At 71.1% G+C, this 20,977-nt stretch carries 15 protein-coding genes and 1 pseudogene; 9 read left to right on the plus strand and 7 right to left on the minus strand.

The genetic code is table 11. From position 1 onward, the window contains the following. Window positions 1-225: 225 nt before the first annotated feature. Both chrA and QE410_RS14510 read right to left on the minus strand, forming a co-directional pair. Window positions 226-1,419 carry a chromate efflux transporter gene (chrA, locus tag QE410_RS14505; RefSeq protein ID WP_307333318.1) on the minus strand — a complete coding sequence of 398 codons (1,194 nt, stop codon included), beginning with the start codon at window positions 1,417-1,419 and terminating at the stop codon, window positions 226-228. A gap of 41 nt (window positions 1,420-1,460) precedes the next feature. Further along, window positions 1,461-2,417 (minus strand): Gfo/Idh/MocA family protein, encoded by a 957-nt coding sequence (locus tag QE410_RS14510; protein WP_307333320.1) that lies wholly within the window; start codon window positions 2,415-2,417, stop codon window positions 1,461-1,463. Window positions 2,418-2,522: 105 nt separating this feature from the next. Here QE410_RS14510 and QE410_RS14515 point away from each other — a divergent pair, with 105 nt between their 5' ends. The 7 genes from QE410_RS14515 to QE410_RS14545 all read left to right on the plus strand — a co-directional run bounded on the left by QE410_RS14515 (window position 2,523) and on the right by QE410_RS14545 (window position 10,003). Then, window positions 2,523-3,674 (plus strand): polysaccharide deacetylase family protein, encoded by a 1,152-nt coding sequence (locus QE410_RS14515; protein ID WP_307333322.1) that lies wholly within the window; start codon window positions 2,523-2,525, stop codon window positions 3,672-3,674. A gap of 154 nt (window positions 3,675-3,828) precedes the next feature. Further along, complete coding sequence (locus QE410_RS14520) at window positions 3,829-4,956, plus strand: glycosyltransferase family 2 protein (RefSeq protein WP_307333324.1); 1,128 nt, start codon at window positions 3,829-3,831, stop codon at window positions 4,954-4,956. 65 nt (window positions 4,957-5,021) lie between these two features. Then, window positions 5,022-5,279, plus strand: a complete 258-nt coding sequence (locus tag QE410_RS14525; RefSeq protein ID WP_307333326.1) for a glutaredoxin domain-containing protein — start codon at window positions 5,022-5,024, stop codon at window positions 5,277-5,279. A 10-nt stretch (window positions 5,280-5,289) separates the two neighbouring features. Then, a complete protein-coding gene (locus QE410_RS14530; RefSeq protein ID WP_307333328.1) occupies window positions 5,290-6,228 on the plus strand; it encodes a hypothetical protein in 939 nt (312 codons plus the stop codon). Then, a complete protein-coding gene (locus QE410_RS14535; RefSeq protein WP_307333330.1) occupies window positions 6,218-7,504 on the plus strand; it encodes a kynureninase in 1,287 nt (428 codons plus the stop codon). Before QE410_RS14530 ends, QE410_RS14535 begins: the two co-directional genes overlap by 11 nt. Before the next feature lie 191 nt (window positions 7,505-7,695). Beyond that, window positions 7,696-9,444, plus strand: a complete 1,749-nt coding sequence (locus tag QE410_RS14540; RefSeq protein WP_307333332.1) for a sodium:proton antiporter — start codon at window positions 7,696-7,698, stop codon at window positions 9,442-9,444. Between the two features lie 82 nt (window positions 9,445-9,526). Continuing rightward, the gene (locus QE410_RS14545; RefSeq protein ID WP_307333334.1) at window positions 9,527-10,003 is read left to right on the plus strand and encodes a dehydrogenase; all 477 of its coding nucleotides are present in this window, start codon (window positions 9,527-9,529) and stop codon (window positions 10,001-10,003) included. A gap of 275 nt (window positions 10,004-10,278) precedes the next feature. On the opposite strand, the gene QE410_RS14550 is transcribed toward QE410_RS14545, so the two are convergent. Continuing rightward, window positions 10,279-12,618: an excinuclease ABC subunit UvrA gene (locus tag QE410_RS14550; protein WP_307333336.1), complete on the minus strand. Its 2,340-nt coding sequence runs from the start codon at window positions 12,616-12,618 to the stop codon at window positions 10,279-10,281. A 372-nt stretch (window positions 12,619-12,990) separates the two neighbouring features. Beyond that, window positions 12,991-14,541, minus strand: a complete 1,551-nt coding sequence (locus tag QE410_RS14555) for a DEAD/DEAH box helicase (protein WP_307333338.1) — start codon at window positions 14,539-14,541, stop codon at window positions 12,991-12,993. Between the two features lie 245 nt (window positions 14,542-14,786). Between QE410_RS14555 and QE410_RS14560 the strand changes: the two genes are divergently transcribed. Beyond that, window positions 14,787-14,918, plus strand: a complete 132-nt coding sequence (locus tag QE410_RS14560) for a hypothetical protein (RefSeq protein ID WP_307333340.1) — start codon at window positions 14,787-14,789, stop codon at window positions 14,916-14,918. A gap of 104 nt (window positions 14,919-15,022) precedes the next feature. Further along, entirely contained in the window at window positions 15,023-15,589 is a 567-nt protein-coding gene (locus QE410_RS14565; RefSeq protein ID WP_307333342.1) for a uridine kinase, read from the plus strand. 14 nt (window positions 15,590-15,603) lie between these two features. On the opposite strand, the gene QE410_RS14570 is transcribed toward QE410_RS14565, so the two are convergent. The 3 genes and pseudogenes from QE410_RS14570 to recQ all read right to left on the minus strand — a co-directional run bounded on the left by QE410_RS14570 (window position 15,604) and on the right by recQ (window position 20,973). Further along, window positions 15,604-16,176, minus strand: a complete 573-nt coding sequence (locus tag QE410_RS14570; protein WP_307333344.1) for a DNA-3-methyladenine glycosylase I — start codon at window positions 16,174-16,176, stop codon at window positions 15,604-15,606. 118 nt (window positions 16,177-16,294) lie between these two features. Beyond that, window positions 16,295-18,398 (minus strand): annotated as a pseudogene (locus tag QE410_RS14575) (acyl-CoA dehydrogenase). A 529-nt stretch (window positions 18,399-18,927) separates the two neighbouring features. Next, entirely contained in the window at window positions 18,928-20,973 is a 2,046-nt protein-coding gene (recQ, locus tag QE410_RS14580; protein WP_307333345.1) for a DNA helicase RecQ, read from the minus strand. Window positions 20,974-20,977: the final 4 nt, after the last annotated feature.

Consider the following 20,977-nt stretch of genomic DNA (forward strand, 5'->3'; position numbering starts at 1 on the left):
CCGCTGGCCCCGAGGGCGCGCCGGGCGGCGCCGCACAGAGCACGAAGACCACCGGCACGGCCGTTCACCGCCTCCGGGATCACGGGGTTCAGCGCGCATCGCGCCGCGCTCGTCGCACCAGGCCCACGCGAGCATGGCCCGCAGCACGACGGCCACAGCGGCCATGTCGCCCGTGCCGGTCGCCCCCCATTCCCCACGATGTGCACGGTGCGAAGCCGCGTCGGCTCACACGAGCGCGAGCACGACACCGCCCGCGGCGCCGACGAGCACGACCGCCCATGCGGGCGTCTTGCACACGGTCAGCAGCACGAAACCCACCGCGGCCAGGACGAGCGGCCCCGGGCCCGTGATGGCCGTGGTGAACACCGGCGCGTAGAGCGCGGCGGCCAGGATGCCGACGACGGCGGCGTTCGCCCCGCGCATCGCGGCCCGCACGAGCGGTCGTGCACGCACGGCATCCCAGAACGGGAGCACGCCGACGAGGATGAGGAAGCCGGGGAGGAAGATCGCCCCGAGGGCGAGGGCAGCGCCCGGGATGCCACCGGGCCCGGCGGGCGAGACGGCCCCCAGGTACGCCGAGAAGGTGAACAGCGGTCCCGGCACCGCTTGCGCCGCCCCGTAGCCAGCGAGGAACGACTCCGGCGACACCCAGCCCGCGTCGACGACACCCGCCTGCAGCAGGGGCAGGACGACGTGCCCGCCGCCGAAGACCAGGGCCCCCGCGCGGAAGAAGGCGTCGACGAGCGACACCGCACCCGACCCCGTCGCGGCGGCCAGAAGGGGTAGCGCGATGAGCCCGCCCGCGAACAGGGCGAGGCACACGAACGCCGCCGGGCGTCGCACGCCGAACGACGGCAGCGACGCGACGGAGGAGTCCTCCACGCCGCGCAACAGGAGCAGGCCCGCGATCACGCCGAGGACGAGCGCGCCGAGCTGCCCCGGCGCGGCGGGGAGCAGCAGGGCGAGAGCCAGGGCCGCCACCGCGATCCCCGCGCGCGGTGCGTCAGGGGTGAGCGATCGGGCCATGCCCCACACGGCGTGCGCGACGATGGCGACGGCGACGATCTTGAGCCCGGCCAGGACCCCCTCGCCGACGGAGCCGCCGAGAGCTGCCGCACCGGCCGCGAACGCCACGAGCAGGACGGCGGATGGCAGGGTGAAGGCGGCGAAGGCGGCGAGCGCGCCGAGAAGCCCGGCGCGCTGCAGCCCCATCGCGAAGCCGACCTGGCTCGATGCGGGACCCGGGAGAAACTGGCAGAGCGCCACCAGATCGGCGTAGGCGCGGTCGTCCATCCACTTCCGCCGCACGACGAGATCGTCGCGGAAGTAGCCCAGGTGCGCGACCGGACCGCCGAACGACGTCAGACCCAGCCGGAGGAACGCCAGGAAGACCTCGCCCGCACGTCCCGCTCGTCGCATCCCGGCATCCTGCCTTCGCGGGGGAAACAACGGGTGAACCCTCAGGCCAGCGGGCCGTCGAGCAGTTCGTCGACGAGCCGCAGGGTCGTCGCGGTGACCCGCTGGTCTTCGTCGATGTCGGCACCGGCGACCGCCTCGACGAAGCGGTTCACCTCGCCGACCATCGGGTTGTCGCCGGCGGGCACGGTGATGACGCGCGGGGCGCCGTCGCGCGGGCTGACGACGAGTCGCCGCGGCGCATCGATCGCGTCGATCAGCAGCGACCCCTCCTCACCCTGAATCTCGCTCGGCAGGCCGGTATCGGTGATCTTCGACCAGGCGACATCGGCCACGAAACCGTCGTAGGTGGCCAGCGCACTGCCGAGACCGTCGGTTCCCGAGGCGATCCCCACGCGCACCCCCTGCACCGCCCGCGGCGCGCCGAACAGACGCACGAGCGCATGGAGGGGATAGACGCCGAGATCGCGCAGTGCGCCCCCGCCCATCTCAGGATCGAGGATGTTCGTCTGCCGGCCCGCAAGCACCTCGTCGTACCTGGCCGACCGCTTCTCGTACCGCAGCGAGACCCGCCGCACGGGTCCGAGCTCGGCCAGTGCCGCTCTCACAGCGGCCAGTCCCGGGTCGTACGCCGTGCGCATCGCCTCGAGCAGCACCACGCCGTGGTCGCGAGCGTGCGCGACCGCGGCATCCCACTCCGCCGCCGTCAGCACCGCCGGCTTCTCCACGAGCACCGGGATGCCGGCATCCACCGCCGACGCGATCTGCGCGGCGTGCGCGGAGTTGGGGCTGGCCAGGTACACGGCATCGACGTCGGGGGCGACGAGCAGCTCGTCGAGGCCCACCGCGACACCGGGCGCACCGATGCGGTCGGCGAACGATCGGGCGCGTCGTGCATCGCGCGACGAGACGCGGGTCACGTCCACGCCCGCGACCTGCGCCACCGCCCCCGCGAAGCGCTCGGAAATGGAACTGGTGCCGACGATGCCGAAGCGGATCATCCCCTCATCCTGCCGCGCCCCTCGCGCCGCGGCGCGATCCGTCCCGGTCTTTCGTCATACGTCCCGGTAGGATCGCGCCGACCCGTCCGTCGACCACGAGGCCTCATGACCGTCAGCCGCGCCGAGCACCGCCGCCGTACCTCCCGACGCGTGCGTCTGCGCCGCACGATCGTCGCCACCGCCGCCGTCGTGCTGATCACCGGCGGGGTCGCCGCCTTCGCCCTGACCCGCCCCGCATCGCCCGCCCCGGTCGCCGACCCGGACACCTCGATCGAGCCGGTCGCCAGCCCGACGCCGACCCCCACGCCCTCGAGCCCCGCCGAGAAGCTGCTGGCGACGACGACCGACCCGAAAGCCTGCGCGGTGTCGTTCACGGGCGACGGCATCACCCTCGACCCGCAGCTGCAGACGCAGGACGTGCGGTACGACAAGCTGCCCCTCCCCCGCGCCGACGGTCGCGTCTTCGCCGGGTGGTACCCGACGGCCGCCGATGCCGCCTCCCTCAACGCGGTCGAGCGGATCAACGGGGCCGACCTCGTCACGTGCACCGATCGCGAGCGCACGCTCCACGCCGCGTGGACGACTCCCGACGCGAACGAGGCGGAGGACACCGCTCTGCCGATCCTGATGTACCACCAGTTCACGCGGAACCCCGACGGAGAAGACAACTGGCTGCGCGGCAACTACGCCTACATCGGCGATTTCGACGCGCAGATGGCCCACATCCAGGACGGGAAGTTCTACCTGCCCACCTGGGACGAAGTCAGTGCGTTCATCGACGGTGCACTGTTCCTGCCGAAGCGGTCGGTCGTGATCACCGATGACGACGCCGACAGCACCTGGCTCGAGATGGCCGCCCCGATCGTCGACGGACGGAATCTGCTCACGACCTCGTTCGTCATCACCTCGGCGCGCACCGAACCCACCCCGAACCGCTTCGTGCTGCAGCGCTCGCACACCCACGACATGCACCGCGCGGGCGCCAACGGCAAGGGCCGCATGGTCAACGACGACGCCGACACGATCGCGGCCGACCTCGAGCAGTCGGCGCAGATCCTCGGCGCGAAGGAAGTCGTCGCCTACCCGTTCGGTCACTACAACGACACGACGAAAGAAGGCGTACGGCGGGCGGGCTTCGAGCTCGGCCGCGGAATCGAACCCGGGTACGTCCGGATCGGGACCGATAAGCTGGCACTGCCGGTGGTCCGCATCGACTACGGCATGACCGTCGACGACCTCGAAGCGAAGATCGGCTGACAACCGCCCCCCGGCACCTCGCGCCACAGCCGCGCACACGATGCGGGGGCTGGCAACCGCTAGCTCACAGGTACGTCCGCCACAATCCTGTAGAGGCACGCGTCGGTCTCATTACGCTGTGTCCCCCAGACTTTTCACGAAAACGCGAGTACCCATGGATCTTTCCGTCATCGTTCCGACCTTCAACGAGGGTCCGAACGTCGCCGAACTCGTGCGCCGCACGACGGATGCCATGGCGGGCCGCGTCGTCGAGGTCATCTTCGTCGACGACTCCACCGACGACACCCCCGACGTCATCCGCGCGGTCGCCCAGACGGCGGACATCCCCGTGCGCCTGATCCACCGCGACGACCCGGTCGGCGGTCTCGGCGGTGCCGTGGTCGAAGGCATCAAGGCCGCGGCATCCGACCGATGCGTCGTGATGGACGGCGACCTGCAGCACCCGCCGGAGGTCATCGCCCGGCTGCTCGCCCGCGCCGAGCAGGGCGACGTCGACGTCGTCGTGGCATCCCGCTACATCGCCGGGGGCACCTCCGACGGCCTCGCCAACGCGGTGCGCACCGCCGTGTCGCGCGCATCGACGCTCCTGACCAAAGCGATGTTCCCGAAGAAGCTGCACAATTGCTCCGACCCGATGACCGGCTTCTTCCTGGTGGACCGCCGCGCCCTCGAGGTCGAGACGCTGCAGCCGCGCGGGTTCAAGATCCTGCTCGAGATCCTCGCCCGCAAGCAGATGCGCATCGCCGAGGTGCCGTTCTCGTTCGCCCCCCGCTTCGCCGGCGAGTCGAAGGCGTCGTTCAGCCAGGGCATGCGGTTCCTGCTGCAGCTGACGATGCTGCGGTTCGGTCGTATGTCGGCGTTCGCCCTCGTGGGCGGCCTCGGCGCGCTCGCCAACCTGGCGATCATGTGGGCGCTGCAGATGGTGGGCGTGCAGTACATCGTCGCCGCGGTGATCGCGAGCGTCGTGACGATCGTGGCGAACTTCCTCGCCCTCGAGTACCTCGTCTTCGCCGACATGCGCGCGGAGTCCGGTCTCATGCGACACCGCTTCATCAAGTCGTTCACCTTCAACGGCATCGAGGCGATCGTGCGCATCCCGGTGATCTGGGTGCTGGTGAGCCAGGCGCACATCCAGAGCGTCCTCGCCGCCGCGCTCACGCTCATCGCCGCCTTCGTGGTGCGCTTCGTCTTCCACGCGCTCGTGGTCTACGCGCCCAAGAAGAGCCGGGTCGGCAAGGCCGTGCGCGCCATCGAGCCCCTCGAAGACGAAGTCACCGCCTGACGTCTCAGGCGGCGTTGCGCGCCGTCGCCCGGGCCGGTGTCGGCGCATCCGCGTACGCTGGAGGCATGACCTCTGACGCACCCATCCGTATGTTCGGCGCCGACTGGTGCCGCGATTGCATCCGCACGAAGAAGCAGCTCGACGAACTGGGGATCGACTACGAATACGTCGACCTGGTCGCCGACCCCGCCGCCGCCGACGTGGCGAAAGAGATCTCGGGGCGCACCAGCATCCCCGTCGTGGTCTACCCCGACTCCAGCCACCACGTCGAGCCCTCCAACGCCGACGTCGAGGCCAAGCTGCGCGAGCTGTCGCTGATCTGATCGGGTCGGCATGACCCTGTCCGCCGCCCGGCCCGTCCGGCGCGCACTGACGACGGAGGCCGGCACCGCGCTGCCGGCCTTCGTCGATCACCATGTGCACCTGCACCTGATCGATCCCGCCGCACTCGCTGCCCGCGGAATCGCCGGGGTCGTCGACCTCGGGGGCGATCCCGTCGCCCTCGCCCGCCGACCGGCCGGTCTCCCCCGGGTCGCGTACGCCGGCGCCTTCCTCACCGCACCCGGCGGATATCCGCAGGGTCGCTCCTGGGCGCCGGATGCCATCGTGCGCACGGTCACCGACGCCTCTCGGCATCCCGGAGTCGACGATGGCGCACAGACGGCCGTCGATGCGCAGGCGGATGCCGGAGCGACGGTCATCAAAGTGGCGCTGCATGCCGACGCCGGACCGGTGATGTCCGACGAGGTGCTCGGCGCGATCGTCGCGGCAGCCGGTGATCGCGGGCTGTCCGTCGTCGCCCACGCCCAGGGCTCCGGCCAGGTGGACCGGGCGATCGCCTTCGGTGTCGCGGCGCTCGCGCACACCCCCTTCGACGCACCGGTCTCGCGCCGGACGCTCTCGCGGGCCGTCGCGGCGGGGCAGGTCTGGATCTCCACCCTCGACATCCACCGCGGCGCCGCCCGCGCCCGGGCGATCGCGAACCTGCGCGCGTTCGCGGCGCGCGGCGGACGAGTGCTCTACGGCACCGACCTCGGCAACGGTCCCCTGCCCGTCGGGGTGAACCGCCGCGAACTGATCGCCCTGCACGACGCCGGTGTGCGCGGCGACGCGCTCGTCGCGGCCCTCACCGACCCGTGGCCGCACGTCGCGCCGGACGCCGCGGTCTCGACCTTCGTACCGGGCCCCGCGCCCATCGACCCCGACGAGGTGCCCGGCTGGCTCAGCCGCGGCACCGTCGTCGTCACCGAGGAACTGACGCATGTCGACTGACCCCACCCCCGACTTCGGCTCCGTCGACGCCCTCGAGGTGCCCCCTGCGTCGCTCGAGGCGGAGGCGTCGGCTCTCGACGCCGATGACCCCCTGAAGCATCACCGGGCCGCCTTCGTCGGCGCCGAGACTCCCCTGGTCTACTTCGACGGCAATTCCCTCGGGCGCCCGCCGCGTGCGACGGTCGACCGTCTGTCGCGCTTCGTCACCGACGAGTGGGGCGGTCGCCTCATCCGCGGGTGGGATGAGGCGTGGATGCAGCTGCCCTTCACCATCGGCGACCGCATCGGCGCGCTCGCGCTCGGCGCGGCATCCGGTCAGACCGTCATCGGCGACTCCACGACCGTGCTGCTCTACAAGCTGCTGCGCGCGGCCCTCGACGCGCAGATGACCGTCGATCCGCAGCGCGTGGAGATCGTCGTGGGCCGTGACGACTTCCCGACCGACCGGTACCTCGTCGAGGGGATCGCCGCCGAGCGGGGTGCCCGGGTGGTGTGGGTCGACGTCGACACCTCACGCGGGGTGGATGCCGAACTGCTCGGCGCCGCGGTGACCGACCGCACCGCCGTCGTGTTGCTGAGTCACGTGTCGTACCGCTCCGGATACCTCGCCGACGGCGCCGCTCTCACGCGCATCGCGCACGACGCCGGCGCGCTCGTGCTGTGGGACCTCTGCCACTCGGCCGGTTCCGTACCGGTCGAGCTCGACGCATGGGGTGCCGACCTCGCCGTCGGCTGCACGTACAAGTACCTCAACGGCGGACCGGGTTCACCCGCCTTCGCCTACGTCGCCGAGCGGCACCAGCGCGCGCTGACGCAGCCCGTGCAAGGCTGGATGGGCGCGGCCGACGTCTTCTCCATGGGCCCGGTCTATCGCCCGGCCGACGGGATGCGGCGCTTCCTCTCCGGCACGCCGCCGGTGCTGGCCATGATCGCGATGCAGGACACCCTCGATCTGATCGAGGAGGCGGGTATCGGCGCGGTGCGCGCGAAGTCCGTCGCACTGACCGAGTTCGCGGTGCGGGTGGCAGACGGCATCCTGAGTCCGCTCGGGGTGCGCCTCGCCTCGCCGCGCGACAGCGCCGAGCGCGGCGGCCACGTCACGCTGTCGCACCCCGCGATGCGGGCCGTGACCGCCCACCTGTGGGAAGGCGACGTGATCCCCGACTACCGGGATCCGCACGGCCTGCGGATCGGCCTGTCGCCGCTGTCGACGAGCTTCGCCGAGACGCTCACGGGGCTCCGCGCCGTCGCCGACGCGGTACGCGCGGAGGGCTGAGCCGGGGCCGCGCCTCGACGCGGCCGACGGTGGGCGGTCGCGGCGTGCGTGTGCCGCGGTGTCGTGGGTTTCGTCAGAGGGCATCTCGCCGACTCGTGGGAAGACGGCACCGAAGTGCCCGCGGCCGGCTCGGCGGGGAGGCCTCAGGGATCGCATGAAGACCTGAACGGCGCGACGGCTAGCCTCGGAGCATGATCGATCCCCTCCTCGTCGTCATCGCCGGCGTCGTGGTGGTCGCCCTCGCCACCGTGATCGGGCCGCGCTTCAACGTCGCCGGCCCGCTCGTGCTGCTCGCCGTCGGCGCGGGAGTGAGTCTGCTGCCGTTCGTGCCGCCGGTCGCGGTGAACCCCGAGATCATCCTCGTCGGCGTGCTGCCGCCGCTGCTGTACTCCGCGGCCGTGCAGCTGCCCGCCATCGAGTTCCGACGCGATTTCGCCCCCATCGCGGGTCTGTCGGTCGTGCTGGTCGTCATCAGTTCGGTACTGCTGGGGCTGTTCTTCTGGGCCGTGATCCCCGGGTTGGGCCTGGCGCTCGCGATCGCGCTCGGGGCGATCCTGAGCCCCACGGATGCCGTGGCCACCTCGATCGCGAAACGCCTGGGTATCTCTGCGCGCGTGGTCACGATGCTCGAGGGCGAGAGTCTTCTCAACGACGCCACCGCGCTCGTGCTGCTGCGCACGGCGGTCGCCGCCGTGGCATCCGGATTCGCGTTCGGCGACGCGGTGGCAGATTTCGCCTGGGCGGTCGCCCTCGCCCTCGTGCTCGGCGCCATCGTGGGCTGGGTGAACCTGCGCGTGCGCGAACGCGTGGCGAACCCCGCCGCCAACACCGCCCTCAGCTTCACGATCCCCTTCATCGCCTACCTGCCCACCGAGCACCTCGGCGGGTCGGGGCTGGTGGCTGCCGTCGTCGCCGGGATCGTCACCGGGCAAGGAGCTGCGCGTCGGTTCACGCCCGAGCAACGCATCAGCGATCGCCTCAATTGGCGCACGGTCGAACTCGTGCTCGAAGGCGGGGTGTTCCTCGTCTTCGGGCTCGAGCTCAAAGACATCGTCGGCGCCAACCTGCGCGAGCACGAGGGCCTCTGGCACGGCACGTGGCTCGCCCTCAGCGCGCTCGGCATCGTGCTGATCGTTCGTGGCCTGTGGGTGTCGGGCCTGATCTGGGTGCAGGGGCTCCGCGGTCGTCGACACGTGCGGAGTCAGGGCCGGATCGAGGGCGCCCAAGAACGCCTCGACCGTTTCGAGGAGGCCTATCGCGAGAAGCCCGAGCAGTTCGGGGGCCGGGTCGCGGATCCGGCCCGTACCGAGCGCCGGATCGGCTGGATGCGCACACGCATCCGCCGCACGATGGCCGACCTCGACTACTACCGCGACACGCCCCTGGGCGCGCGGCACGCCACGGTCATCGTGTGGGCGGGAATGCGGGGAGTCGTCACCCTGGCCGCCGCGCAGACACTGCCGCAAGACACCCCGCAGCGTCCCCTGCTGATCTTCGTCGCGTTTCTCGTCGCCCTCTTCAGCCTGGTTCTTCAGGGGCTCACCCTCGGCGCCGTGGTGCGCACGGTCGGCCTCACCGGCGACGGCGGGGAGGGCCCGTCGCGCGACGAGCAGCGCGCCCTCGACGCTGAGATGCGGGAGGCCGCTGGTGCGGCGCTGCGCGCCGGCACCCTTCGGCGGCGCGACGGCGAGCCCTTCCCGGCCGAACTCCTGCAGCGCGCCGGTGCACGCATCGTGCAACCGCCCGACGAAGACGCGTCGACGCGGGTGCGCGACTTTCTCGAGCTACGGCTGGCGTCGATCGAGGCCATGCGCCGCCGGCTTCACGACGCCGGCCGCGACGGTCGCTACAGCACCGCCGCACTCCGCCACGCCCTCGCCGAGCTGGATGCCGATCAGTTGAGCCTCGAATTGCGCATCGACGACGGCGAGGAAGACTGACGGCCGGAGGTCACGGCGGTCGCACGCCCCCGCGGACGCGCCGTTCACGGGGGCGTGAGGCAGAATGGAAGCGGAGGTCTGCATGAGCGATTCGATCCCGACGATGCCGTCATCTTCGGATGCCGCCGGGACCGGCACCGTGCCCCACGCGCACGCTGCGGCCGAGTGCCCCGAATGCTTCACTGAGCTGCAGAGCGACCGGGATTGGTGGCGTGCCCGCCCCGCCGGCTCGCGGCTGGTCGGACTCGTCGTCTCGCGGCCGGACATGCCGACCGTGGTGCAGCAACGCGACGACCTCACCCGGTTCGGCGTGCCGATCGAGGGCTTCCGTCACCCGGCCCCCGAGACGCTCGAGGGCTGGGCGAACCGCCTTGACCGCTTCTTCGGAACGCTGACCCGCGGCGACGTACTGGTCGTCGCGAGCGTGCACGCGCTCGGCGCGACCCGCGAAGACGAGACCCGTGCGATCGCCGGCCTGCGCCGCCGCGGCGTCATGGTGAAGGTGCTGCCGCACGGCGACCGGCACCTTCACGACGCGACGCTGAGCACACACGGCTGACGCGGCCCGGGGGCTCGGCGTCATCGCCGGTGCAGCGCCGCGTTCGCTGTCGCTGCCGGCGCCGCTGCGCGTTCTCCGGCACCGTCGATGCCGCTGCGTTCTCCGACGCCACCCGCGCCGCGTTCTCGGAGACCGCCCGCGCCGCCTTCTCCGACGTCACCCGCGCCGCGTTCTCCAAGACCGCCCGCGCCGCCTTCTCCGACGTCACCCGTGCCGCGCTCTCCGGCACCGCCCGCGCCGCGCCCTCCGTCACTGCCGGCGCCATGCCGTCGCCGTCAGGCGCCTACGTAGCGGGCGAGGTGCTCGGCGGTGAGCGTCGACCGTGCCGCCACGAGATCGGCCGGCATGCCCTCGAACACGACGACACCCCCGTCGTGGCCCGCACCGGGGCCCAGGTCGATGATCCAGTCGGCGTGCGCCATCACGGCCTGGTGGTGCTCGATGACAACGACGGTGTTGCCGGCATCCACCAACTGATCGAGCAGGCGCAGAAGCGTGTCGACATCGGCGAGATGCAGACCCGTCGTCGGCTCGTCGAGCACGTAGACCGCACCCGTCTTGGCCATCGAGATCGCCAGCTTCAGACGTTGGCGTTCACCGCCGGACAGGGTGTTGAGCGACTGCCCGAGGGTCAGGTAACCGAGCCCGACGTCGCGCAGGCGACCGAGCACGGCCACGGCTGGTCCTTTCAGAAGGAACTCCGCCGCCTCGGTCACCGACATCGCCAGCACCTGGGCGATGTTCTTGCCGTCGAGGGTGTACTCGAGCACGTCATCGGAGAAACCGGTGCCCTCGCAGAGCTCGCAGACCGTCTCGACGGTCGACTGGAAGCCCAGCTGGGTGACGATCACGCCGAGTCCCTTGCACGCGGGGCAGGCGCCCTCACTGTTCGCGCTGAACAGGGCGGGCTTCACACCGTTCGCCTTGGCGAACGCTGCGCGCACCGCGTCGAGGATGCCGGTGTAGGTGGCGGGGCTGCTGCGCCGCGAGCCCTTGATCGCCATCTGATCGACGACGACCACGTCGTCGAACGCGGGAAGATTGCCGTGAATCAGCGACGACTTGCCGGAGCCGGCGACGCCCGTCACCACCGTCAGCACGCCCCGCGGCACGTCGACGTCGACGTTACGGAGGTTGTGCTGTGACGCACCACGGATCTGCATGACACCGGTCGCGTGTCTGACCGCCCCCTTGAGCTCGGCCCGATGGTCGAGGAACCGGCCGGTGAGCGTGTCGGAGGCGCGAAGCCCCGCGACATCTCCCTCGTACTGCACGGTGCCGCCGTCTCGCCCGGCGCGGGGTCCGAGGTCGACGACGTGGTCGGCGATCTCGATCACCTCGGGCTTGTGTTCGACGACGAGCACCGTGTTGCCCTTGTCGCGCAGCTGCAGAAGCGTCTCGTTCATGCGCTGGATGTCGTGGGGGTGCAGGCCCGCGGTGGGTTCGTCGAAGACGTAGGTGATGTCGCTGAGACTGGAGCCGAGGTGGCGGATCATCTTCGTGCGCTGCGCTTCGCCCCCCGACAGCGTGCCGCTCGACCGATCGAGGGAGAGGTAACCGAGCCCGATGTGTACGAACGCCTCGAGCGTCTCGCGGAGTCCCTGGGTGAGCGGCGAGACCGTCGGGTCGTCGATCGTGCGCACCCAGGCGGCGAGGTCGGTGATCTGCATGGCCGCAGCGTCGGCGATGTTGACTCCGCCGATGCGCGACGACCGTGCGCCCTCGTTGAGACGCGTGCCGCCGCACGCGGGGCAGGCGACGAACGTCACTGCTCGGTCGACGAACGCGCGGATGTGCGGTTGAAGCGCGTCGCGGTCTTTCTGCAGCATGCTCTTCGTGATCTTCGGCACGAGGCCCTCGTAGGTCATGTTGGTGTTCGCGACGCGAACCTTGGTCTGCTCTTTGTAGAGGAAGTCCTGTCGTTCCTGCGCGGTGAAGTCCTGCACGGGCTTGTCGGGATCGAGGAAGCCCGACTCACCGTAGATGCGCACCAGCCAGCCGTCGGCCGTATAGCCGGGAACGAGGATCGCTCCGGCGTTGAGCGAGAGGGTCTTGTCGACGAGCTGGTCGAGATCGATGTCGCTCACCTGGCCGAGCCCCTCGCAGTCGGGACACATGCCGCCGGTGATCTCGAACGACCGACGTTCTTTCTGGCCCTTCTTCGTCCCGGTCGCGATCGTCACGGCACCGGCTCCCGAGATGGAGGGCACGTTGAACGAGAACGCCTGCGATGACCCGACGTGCGGCTGCCCGATGCGGCTGAAAAGCACCCGCAGCATGGCGTGCACATCGGTGGCGGTGCCGACGGTGGAGCGGGCGTTCGCCGCCATGCGCTCCTGATCGACGCGGATGGTGGCGCTGAGATTCTCGAGCGCGTCGACATCGGGCCGCGACAGCTCGCCCATGAACTGCTGCACGAACGTGGGGTACGTCTCATTGATGAGCCGCTGCGACTCCGCCGCGATCGTGCCGAACACCAGTGACGACTTGCCCGACCCGCTGACGCCGGTGAACACCGTCAATCGCCGCTTCGGCACGTCGAGATCGACGCCCGTGAGGTTGTTCTCACGCGCCCCGCGTACACGGATGACGTCGTGGGCATCGGGATCGGTCACGGGTGCCTCCTCGGGATCGTCCCCAGTGTGGCGGAGACCTCCGACATCCGCGAGACACCGTGGCATCCGTGTGCACAATGGCGGGACTCTCGCCGCAGACGCCGCTGCAGCACCCGCAGGAACGGCGTGTCGGGCACACTTCCCGCCGTTGTGCACGCCCACGGCGAGGGGAATGCGATCGACCACGCCCCTGCACGCGTGCACAACGGCAGGGATCGTCTGCAACACGCCGCGGGGGTCCCCCGCGGCGCGGCGTGTCGGGCACGCGTACCGCCGTTGTGTCCGCCGGGGCGTCCGCCCGCCCTCACCCCCCGCCCGGCGAACGACGAGTGCCCCCGCAGACGCATCTGCGGGGGCACTCGAACGACGTGTTCAGCCCTGGGCGCGGCGGTTCGTGCGGGGATTGCGCGCGCCCACGACCATGCCCGTCGTGGGAGCACCGGATGCCGAGCGGCCCGCGCCCTGGGCCCGGCCGGCGCCGGCACCGGTGCGCTGCGCGCCGCCGCCACCCTGACCGCGACCGGCACCGGAACGCTGGCCCTGCCCCCGGCCGCCCTGGGGTGCGTGACCGGCGGCCGCCTCGGCGCCCTGGCCGTTGCCACCGCGGCCGCGACGACGGCGACCGCCGCCGGCGGCCGGGGCTGCGGCATCCTGACCGCCCTGCGCGCGCTCGGCGCGCTTGCGCTGCGCGTTGGCACCCTGCGAGCGTCCGCCGCCCTGGGGCTGGGCGACGACGGGCTCGGGCTTGACGTACGGCGCGACCTCGCCGACGAGGGCGACGACCTCGGGAGAGGACGGCGTGACCGGCTGCGGCGTCGCCGAGATCTTGGCCTTGCGGAGGATGTCGAGGGTGTCGCGGCGCTGCTCGGGGAGCATGATCGTCACGACGTCACCGGCCGAACCCGCGCGGGCCGTGCGGCCCGAGCGGTGCAGGTACGCCTTGTGCTCGACGGGCGGATCGACGTGCACGACCAGCTCGACGCCGTCGACGTGCACACCGCGGGCGGCGACGTCGGTGGCGACGAGCACCTTCGCGCGGCCGTCGCCGAACGCTGCGAGGTTGCGGTCGCGGGCGGGCTGCGAAAGGTTGCCGTGCAGGTCGACCGCGGGGATGCCCGATGCCGTCAGCTGCTTCGCGAGCTTCTTCGCCTGGTGCTTGGTGCGCATGAACAGGATGCGACGGGCCGTGCCCGAGGCGAGGGTCTGCACGAGGTCCTTCTTGGCGTCGGCGTCGGCGGGAGCGAAGACGTGGTGTGTCATCGCGGCGACGTGCGAGTGCGCCTCGTCGACCGAGTGCAGCACCTCGTTGCGCAGGAACCGCTTCACGAGCTTGTCGACGCCGTTGTCGAGCGTCGCCGAGAACAGCAGGCGCTGGCCGTCGGCCGGCGTCCGGCCGAGCAGGCGGGTGACGCCGGGGAGGAAGCCGAGGTCGGCCATGTGGTCGGCCTCGTCGAGCACGGTGATCTCGATGTCGCTGAGGTTGGCGAAGCCCTGACCGATGAGGTCTTCGAGGCGACCGGGGCACGCCACGAGGATGTCGACGCCGGCGTTCAACGCGTCGACCTGGCGCTTCTGATTCACCCCGCCGTAGACCGTGGTGGTGACCAGACCGTATGCCTGGGCGAGGGGCTTGATGACCTCGTCGATCTGGTTCGCCAGCTCGCGGGTCGGGGCGAGCACCAGCGCGCGGGGCTTGCGTCCGCGGCGGCGGTCGGTCGTGGTCGCGAGGCGCGCGACCAGCGGCAGCGAGAAGGCGAGGGTCTTGCCCGAGCCGGTCTTGCCGCGGCCGAGCACATCGCGCCCGGCGAGCGTGTCGGGCAGGGTGTCGGCCTGGATCGGGAAGGGCTCGTTCTTGCCTTGCGCGGCGAGAACGTCGATGAGGGGGGCGGGCACGCCGAGGTCGGCGAAGGTCTGAGACGTCATGAAGTAACTCCTGCCGCGGCGCGGAAGCACACGGCGGTTCGGGATGCCGCGATGCTGCGGCCGCATGGGCGAAGGCGCCGGGTGGCGCATCCGTTCGCCGTGAAGGTCAAAGGCCCGAGAGGAAGGGGCCGGTGCGTTCGACGACGCTGGGAGCGAGAGCTCCGTGGATCAGTCTACCGGGTGAGACGCCGATCTCCCTCGCGCGGGGGATCCGTCGCCGCGCGGCCCGGCGTAGCGTCGGGATCATGGACACCTCATCGATGATCATGGGCGCCTCCATCGCGTCAGTCGCCTGGATCGCGTTCTACCCCTGGGCGAAGCTGCGCCGCCTTCGCGAGATCGAGGCGCAGAGCGCCTCGGACACCCCCGACGCGTAGCCGACGGCGGCACGGATGTCGTCACGCGGCGGCGCGCCAGCACTCCGCGACGTCGACGAGAGCCGCGCTGGACGGATCGCAGGAGTGCCGTCAGCATGGCTCTCATGTCTCGACCCGACTCGGCGCTGATCTCCGCCATCACTCGGATTGCGCGCACGACTCCCGTCGACGGGGTGCGGATCGTGGGCATCGATGGTCCCGCCGGCTCCGGGAAGAGCACGCTGGCCGAACCTGTGGCGCGAACACTGGATGCCCCGCTCATCCAGGTCGATGACTTCCTTTCCTGGGGCGATTTCGCTGGATGGTGGCCGCGTTTCGATCGAGAAGTCATCATGCCCCTCGTGCAGGGACGCGACGCCACGTATCAGCAACGCGACTGGTCGGACTGGCGCGGCGACAGCCTCGGTCCCTGGCGCACCGTGACCTGGAGCCCGTTCGTCGTGATCGAGGGGGTGACCTGCACACGCGCCGCCGTCGCCGGTGTGCTCGCCTGCCGCGTCTGGGTGAACGCCCCGCCGCAGGAGCGTCTCGCCCGGGGGTTGACGCGGGACGGCGCCGAGCACCGCGGCCTCTGGGAGCAGTGGATGCGCGAGGAAGACGCGTTCTTCGCGGCGGATGCCACGCCATCACGCGCGGACGTGCACGTCTGGACGGGGACACCCGAGGACTGATCGACCTCCTGGGCTCAGGCGGCGGCGCGCCAGCACCCCGCGACGTGGTCGTCGACCATGCCGGACGACTGCATGAGCGCGTACATCGTCGTGGGGCCGACGAAGCGGAAGCCACGGCGACGCAGCTCTTTGCTCAGCGCCGTCGACTCCGGCGTCACAGCCGGCACGTCGGCGAAGGTCGCGGGCGACGTGTGAGACGCGGGGGCGAACGACCACATCAGAGCGTCGAACTCGCCCTCGGCCATCGCGGCGACGATCGAGGCGTTGCCGATCGCGGCCTCGATCTTGCCGCGGTGGCGGATGATGCCGGCATCCTGGAGCAGGCGTTCGACGTCGTCGGGGCCGAATCGCGCGACGACCGCCGGCTCGAAGCCGTGGAAGACCTCGCGGAAGCGGGGTCGCTTGCGCAGGATCGTGATCCAGGCGAGCCCGGCCTGGAAGCCCTCGAGGCTGAGCTTCTCGAACAGCGGACGGTCGCCGCGCAGCGTCGTGCCCCACTCCTCGTCGTGATACCGCCGATACTCGGGATCGGTGCCCGCCCACGCGCAGCGCACGACGCCGTCGGAACCGGTCAGGAGATCACTCATGCCCCCAGGGTAGGGGCGGCCTCCGACATCGGCCGCCGCGCAGACCGGCACGGCGGGCGCGGCGACGAGACCTGGGGCGGCACGAGACGCGTCCCCTGTTCTCGTTAGTGGGATGCCGTCACTTCGCGGGCTTCTTCTCGGGCACCGGCGCGGCACCCGACGCCTTGAGCGCCTCGTAGTACGCCGCGGCCTCGTTCTGCCGGTCGTCTTCGACGCCCGTCGCGATCGACGCGCGGATGTGCTCGGGGCTGTAGCCGAAGGCATCCACCAGATCTTGCGCGTGCGGGCGGAGCCGCGCGCAGAGCCGGTCGATGTAGCTCGACACGGCCGCACCGCGCTGGGCCGAGAGGCGCCCGTTGATGAGGTACCAGGCGAGGTGCTTCTCGATCAGCTGCAGACCGAACAGGTCGCGCAACCAGGTGAGCACCCGCAGGGTGTCGGTGTCGTCGATGCGGTTGATGGCGTCGGTGAACGCCTCCCACTGCAGCAGCTCGCCGTGTGCGCGGGCGGCCTCGATGAGCTCGGACTGGTTCTCGTTGAACAGCGCCGCCGCGTCCTCGCGAGAGAGCTTGGATGCCGGGCGCAGCCGTCCCGCGATGTCGGCGATCATCTGCTGCACGCGGCCGGCCAGCAGTTCGTGCTGCTGTCCGGCCCGGAGCCCCTTCTCCACAGAACGGGCGGTGGAGCCGAAGTCGCTGACGGCCTGGCCGAGTTGGCGCATGCCGGCGCCGTGGAAGAGCTTGCCCGCGGTCTGCCCCACGGCGAAGGCGGCGAGCTGCTTGGCATCCTTGCCCGTGAACTGCCGGGCGTAGTCGGCGAGCAGGCGCTTGCCGACGAGTTGCAGCAGGATGTTGTTGTCGCCCTCGAAGGTGACGTAGATGTCGAGGTCGGCGCGCAGGCCCACCAGGGCGGTTCTCGAAAAGGAAGCCCTGACCGCCGCACGCTTCGCGCGACTCCTGCAGCGTGTCGAGCGCGTGCCAGGTCGAGAGGGGCTTGAGGGCCGCGGCGAGGGTCTCGAGATCTTCACGATCGGCGTCGGTGTCGAGCGCGCCGCTGAAGACGCCGTCGAACTTCTGCAGGAACTCGTCGTGCGCAAAGATCTCGGCGTAGGTGGTCGCCAGGCGCGGCAGCAGGCGGCGCTGGTGCTTGCCGTAGTCGAGCAGGGTGACCTCGGGGGTGCCGCTGCCGGAGTCGAACTGGCGGCGCTGGTTGCCGTAGGTGATCGCGATGATGAGGCCGATGGCCGACGCCCACGCTGCGGCCCCGTCGAGTGAGACCCGCCCCTGTACGAGCGTGCCGAGCATCGTGAAGAACCGGCGGCCGGGGCTGGCGATGTCGCTGGAGTACGTGCCGTCGGCGGCGACGTCGCCGTAACGGTTGAGCAGGTTCGTGCGGGGCACGCGCACGTGGTCGAAATGCAGGCGGCCGTTGTCGATGCCGTTCAGGCCGCCCTTGAGACCGTCGTCCTCGCCGCCGATTCCGGGGAGGAAGGCCCCGTTCTCGTCGCGCAGCGGAACGTAGAAGCAGTGCACACCGTGATTGACGCCGTTCGTGATGAGTTGCGCGAACACCGTCGCCGCCTTGCCGTGCAGGGCGGCGTTGCCGAGGTAGTCCTTCCACGCGCCGCGGAAGGGGGTGTGGATGACGAACTCTTCTGTCTCGGGGTCGTACGTGGCCGTGGTGCCGATCGCCGAGACGTCGGATCCGTGACCGGTCTCGGTCATCGCGAAGGCGCCGGGGACCTCGAGGCTCATGATGCCGGGCAGCCACTTGTCGTGGTGCTCGGCGGTGCCCAGCTGCAGGACGGCCGAGCCGAAGAGCCCCCACTGCACGCCCGATTTGATCTGCAGGCTGGGGTCGGCGGCGACGAGCTCTTCGAATCCGGCGATGTTGGCGCCGTTGTTCTCTTCCCCGCCGAAACGCTTCGGGAAGGCGCGGTGCACGGCCTTGTTCTGCACGAGCAAGTGCAGCTGGCTGAGGGTGCGCTCGCGGTGCGCGTCCATACCGAGGCTGTCGTCGCGCCACAGCGCCGGATCCTTGATCATCTCGCGCGCCTCGCGGCGGGTGTCGGCCCACGTGCCCAGCAGCAGGTCGGTGACCCGCTCGGTGTCGATGCGGGCTTCCGCGGCCTCGGCGGCGGTGTGCGCCGCGGTGGGCGCACCCCCCACGGGTGTACGCGTGCTCGTGGCGGGCGTGGTGGGACGGACGGCGGCGTCGGTCATTCTCGGCACCTCTCGACGGGGCAAAGGGATGCCATTCACGGTAGGTGTCCCACAACAGCCCGGCAATCATTGTGTGAGGTCGGCACAACGGCGGCGGGCGACGTGCGGCCGGGTCGTTGTGGACGGTCAACATTCCCGGCGCGGGTCGCGCGGGTCGCGCGGGTCGCGCGGGTCGCGCGGGAGGCGGGGCGCGCGGTGGCGCGGGTCGCGCGGCGCGCGCGGGTGGGGCGGCGCGCGGTGGCGCGGGTGGGGCGCTGGGGCGGGTGGCGCATTGTGGCGGGGCGGGGCGAGACGCGCCGCTCAGCCGCTAGATCGCGTTTCGCCGAGGGTTCGGTTGCACGCGGCAACCGCCCCGTCATTGAGATGCAGCCTCGAGCGCTGACCGTGGCGCACGGCGGGCCCAAGCGCGCAGGGGCGCCCAGCCCCATCGACGGGGGCGAGCTCAGGACGCCGATCGGCACGTGAGCGACGCCCGAGCGTCGGGTGAGCTGAACGTCGCGTGGGCTGAGCGTCGAGGGGCGATGTCCGATCAGTTCGCGGCGACCACGGTCAGGATGCCGTCGCCGTACGCCTCGCGCTTCTTGGCGCCGATGCCGGTGATGCCGTCGAGATCGCCGACCGACGCGGGGCGGGCGGCCGCGATGGCGCGGAGCGTGGCGTCGCCGAAGACGATGTAGGCCGGCACGCCCTGCTCGCGGGCCTTCTCGGCGCGCCAAGCGCGGAGCGCCTCGAAGAGGTCGCGGTCGCCGGGGGCGACGTCGTCGGCGCTGGACTTGCGCTGACGAGTTCCGCCCCCGCTGCCCCCACCGCCCGTGCGGCCGAGCACGTCGCGGCGGAGCGGCACTGCCGCTTCGCCCCGCAGCACCGGGGCGGATGCCTCACTGAGGGCGAGCGTGCCGTACTCGCCCTGCGCGACGATGATGCCGCGAGCGAGAAGCTGCCGGATGACACTGCGCCAGTCTTGATCGCTCAGGTCGGCGCCGAGACCGTACGTGCTGAGGCGGTCGTGACCCTGCTGCGCGATGCGCTCGGTCTTCGCCCCGCGCAGGATGTCGATCAGGTGGCCGGCGCCGAACGCCTGTCCGCGCTCGCGCTGCAGGCGCACGATCGTCGAGAGGAGCTTCTGCGCCGCGATCAGGCCGTCCCACGTGTCGGGAGGTGTGAGGCATGTATCGCAGTTGCCACACGGTTCGGAGCGCTGCCCGAAATAGTCGAGAAGGTTCTGCCGACGGCATCCGACCGTCTCGCACAGGGCCAGCATGGCGTCGAGATGCTGGCCGAGGCGCAGCTTGTAGGAGCGGTCGCCGGGCGACTGGTCGATCATGCGGCGCTGCTGCACGACATCGCCGAGACCGTACGCCATCCACACCACCGACGGGTCGCCGTCGCGCCCGGCGCGGCCTGTCTCTTGGTAGTAGCCCTCGACCGACTTGGGCAGGTCGATGTGGGCGACGAAGCGCACATCGGGCTTGTCGATGCCCATGCCGAAGGCGATCGTCGCCACCATGATCACACCGTCTTCGCGGAGGAACCGGGACTGATTCGCCGCCCGCACGGACGCGTCGAGACCGGCGTGGTACGGCAGCGCGTCGAGCCCCTGCGTGCAGAGGTAGGCCGCCATCTGCTCGACGCTCTTGCGGCTGAGCGCGTAGACGATGCCGGCCGCGCCCTCGGGCTGGCTCTTGATGAACTGCACGAGCTGGCGCCGCGGGTCGACCTTGGCGTCGATGCGGTACTGAATGTTGGGCCGGTCGAAGCTCGCGACGAAGCCGCGGGCGTCGCGCAGACGCAGGCGCTCCACGATCTCTTGCGCGGTGGCCGGGGTGGCGGTGGCGGTGAGCGCCATGCGCGGCACCCCGGGGAAGCGATCGGCGAGGTCGCCCAGCGCGAGATAGTCGGGGCGGAAGTCGTGGCCCCACTGCGACACGCAGTGCGCCTCGTCGATGGCGATCACGCTCAGTCGCCCGCGGGCGAGGAACGCCAGCGTCTGGGCGCCGTTCAGCCGCTCGGGAGCGACGTACAGCAGATCGAGCTCGCCCGCGAGGTACGCCTGCTCGACGGCCTGACGCTCGCCCGGGGACTGCGTGGAGTTCAGGTAGCCCGCCCGCACACCGTTGGCGATGAGCGCCTCGACCTGGTCGTGCATGAGCGCGATGAGTGGGCTGACGACGAGTCCGGTGCCGGGCCGCACGAGTGCGGGCACCTGATAGGTGACGCTCTTGCCGCCGCCGGTGGGCATGAGCACGACGGCGTCGCCGCCGTCGACGACATGCTGGACGATGTCGGCCTGGTCGCCGCGGAACGCGTCGTAGCCGTAGACCTCGTGCAGCACCTCGCGGGGATCACGGCCCGTGAAATCGCGGACGGCGGGCAGCTTACGCGCGGTCCCGGTCGCGGCGACCGCACGGGCGAAGGGCGACGAGGGGTCGACGGGCGGCGGCGGCGCGTCGAAGTCTTCGGGCGGGGCGAACTGGTCGGGGGCCCAGTCGGCGCCGGCGTACGGGTCGTCGTAGTCGCCGTACGGCTCGGGCGGCGCGTCGGCATACGGCTCGGGGGCGGCGCCGGGATAAGTCACCTCC

Source organism: Microbacterium sp. SORGH_AS_1204 (assembly GCF_030818935.1).
GTDB lineage: Bacteria > Actinomycetota > Actinomycetes > Actinomycetales > Microbacteriaceae > Microbacterium.

Bases quoted from the DNA above. Each gene is read 5' to 3' on its own strand.
- chrA (WP_307333318.1), bottom strand. From the start codon at position 1,419: ATGCGACGAGCGGGACGTGCGGGCGAGGTCTTCCTGGCGTTCCTCCGG.
- QE410_RS14510 (WP_307333320.1), bottom strand. From the start codon at position 2,417: ATGATCCGCTTCGGCATCGTCGGCACCAGTTCCATTTCCGAGCGCTTC.
- QE410_RS14515 (WP_307333322.1), top strand. From the start codon at position 2,523: ATGACCGTCAGCCGCGCCGAGCACCGCCGCCGTACCTCCCGACGCGTG.
- QE410_RS14520 (WP_307333324.1), top strand. From the start codon at position 3,829: ATGGATCTTTCCGTCATCGTTCCGACCTTCAACGAGGGTCCGAACGTC.
- QE410_RS14525 (WP_307333326.1), top strand. From the start codon at position 5,022: ATGACCTCTGACGCACCCATCCGTATGTTCGGCGCCGACTGGTGCCGC.
- QE410_RS14530 (WP_307333328.1), top strand. From the start codon at position 5,290: ATGACCCTGTCCGCCGCCCGGCCCGTCCGGCGCGCACTGACGACGGAG.
- QE410_RS14535 (WP_307333330.1), top strand. From the start codon at position 6,218: ATGTCGACTGACCCCACCCCCGACTTCGGCTCCGTCGACGCCCTCGAG.
- QE410_RS14540 (WP_307333332.1), top strand. From the start codon at position 7,696: ATGATCGATCCCCTCCTCGTCGTCATCGCCGGCGTCGTGGTGGTCGCC.
- QE410_RS14545 (WP_307333334.1), top strand. From the start codon at position 9,527: ATGAGCGATTCGATCCCGACGATGCCGTCATCTTCGGATGCCGCCGGG.
- QE410_RS14555 (WP_307333338.1), bottom strand. From the start codon at position 14,541: ATGACGTCTCAGACCTTCGCCGACCTCGGCGTGCCCGCCCCCCTCATC.
- QE410_RS14560 (WP_307333340.1), top strand. From the start codon at position 14,787: ATGGACACCTCATCGATGATCATGGGCGCCTCCATCGCGTCAGTCGCC.
- QE410_RS14565 (WP_307333342.1), top strand. From the start codon at position 15,023: ATGTCTCGACCCGACTCGGCGCTGATCTCCGCCATCACTCGGATTGCG.
- QE410_RS14570 (WP_307333344.1), bottom strand. From the start codon at position 16,176: ATGAGTGATCTCCTGACCGGTTCCGACGGCGTCGTGCGCTGCGCGTGG.